Raw genomic sequence first — 2,003 nt, 5'->3', positions numbered from 1 at the left:
TAGAATATAGGCTTGAGTCTGTATATACATCGAGTAACAGCTGCTCTGCAGTGTATTGCAAAATATTCTCACTCTGCCATTGCTCACCTAATTTTTTTGCTTCTGACAATAGCTCTTTATCTTCAATGTTATTTATTTTTAATTGTTTGCTATTTTTGATTGTTGGGATAGTTATCCAAAAGTCCTTAACCAGAAACTCCATTGGCGGCATTGCTTTAAGGCATGTCAAATTTTTACTGAAACTACTTTTCAGTAGTTCTAAATTTTTATAACCTTTCCCGCCTTGTTCAGGTAGGGAATCTAAAGCTTCGATTTGCGTGGTTAAGACATCGTATTCCGACCATGGGAAAGCCACTTTATCAGTCTGTTTTACAATATTAAAAACAAGTAAATTACGAATATCAAAGCTTTCATTACCTTCATGTAGCCAAGTGATAGCAGATTCAGAATGCGCAAATAATTCACCACTCTTTTTTAGAGCAGCCCAATTTTTAAAGCTATTATGTAACTCAATTTCTTTTATATCATTATTATTTTCTCGAAATACTTTAGGTTTTATAACACGCACTAATTGAGATAACTCGCGTGCTGATTCTGGATCAGACCAATATCTTCTAGCATCACGGTTATGGCATAAAAAATAAAAACGATTTAGGAGCTCTTCTCGGTAATTTTTATATGTTACTTGCTCTTCATCATCCCAAATACTGAGCTTGGGTAATATCCTTTCAATCGAAAACAAACCTATACGCATAGAAGCAGGAAACACTTTCGTCAAATATGCTGTTGTAAGCTCTTTGCTTAGCTTTTGACCGTTTTCTTTTAATTGCTCATCTTCTGTTAAATTATCATAAGCCTTTTCATCAAAGTGTGTTTGAGTCATATGTTCATATAACTTAATATCACCGCTAACTATAGGTATCAAATACGGACATCCTAAAAAGCGCCTTACATCATCAACAACTTCAAACGCTCGATCTAATGCCATATCTACATCATCAATAGTTACAACAATTGCATTGCATCCTAAAATAGCTATTGCGGACTCAACAAAAAGGTGAAAGTTATTCTCCAGTTGTATCCCTGAGCTATACTTAAGAACCTTATCAATACCCGTTAAGCCATTAAATTCGACGTTTTTACCCATAGATTCTGCGAGTTGCTTCAAGCTCTTGTGGAAAGTTTCTCGTAATTTTCTATTTCTCTCATCACAGCAATTATTTTGACTTAGCTTGTCACTAACTACTTGATAAATTTGTGCAACTATCACATTTGAAAAAGAGTCATTTGCCATCAACATAGTAGGATCTATTACATCTAAAAAATAAAGCTCATCTTTTTTAGTGCTTCCAGTATCCCACATGCTCTTACTATTTCGTAAAAAAACAGTCTTACCTGTTCCTCTGGGGCTACTAACCAGAATCGCATTATGAGATAGCCACGTTTTTTTGTGATTAGAATTTGAATTACTACTTCTAAACTGCTTATATTTTTTAGCGTCACTCAAGATCGATTCTAAATCACTAATTAACTGTTGTTTTGCATATATTTGCCATAACTCGCCATTTGCACCGTCAGCATAATCATCCCTGTATTCTTCTTTACTTATGTCTAAAATATAATTAGTTGTCATTATTATTTCCTTAATCCTTTAACCCAACTTAATGCTGCATTACCGTAAATCTCATAATCTTTAACAATATCAATATGAGCTTGTTCTATTGATAATTCATATAATGTATATAACCTTTTAACTGCTTCATCTCTAAATATTACGCCTGATTTATACTGACCATAGATTACTTGTACCTTCTGGTAGGCTGTCCTATTTCTTGACCAAGCTCTGGTATAACCAAATTTACGATTTATTGAGTAACTAGAGATAAAAATCAAAACTCCAAATACAAAAAACAAAGGTAAAACATCGCCCCAGTCAAAAACTAAAAGCGCTGCAATCGGCAAAATATAAAATATAGCTAAAACTACACTTACTAAGTTTCCTT

The 2,003-nt window shown here is 33.5% G+C and carries 2 protein-coding genes; both read right to left on the bottom strand.

What is annotated here, in order from left to right; all coding sequences use genetic code 11:
- On the bottom strand, window positions 1-1,633 hold a 1,633-nt coding region (locus GQR46_RS19135), incomplete at its 3' end, for a hypothetical protein (protein ID WP_206009703.1).
- Between the two features lie 2 nt (window positions 1,634-1,635).
- A partial coding sequence (locus GQR46_RS19130) for a hypothetical protein (RefSeq protein WP_206009702.1) occupies window positions 1,636-2,003 on the bottom strand: 368 nt, incomplete at its 5' end.

The sequence above is a fragment of the Pseudoalteromonas sp. Z1A6 genome (assembly GCF_011378745.1).
Classification (GTDB): domain Bacteria; phylum Pseudomonadota; class Gammaproteobacteria; order Enterobacterales; family Alteromonadaceae; genus Pseudoalteromonas; species Pseudoalteromonas arctica.
The sequence above is the reverse complement of the archived record's forward strand: the minus strand, read 5'-3'. Positions and strand labels throughout refer to the sequence as shown.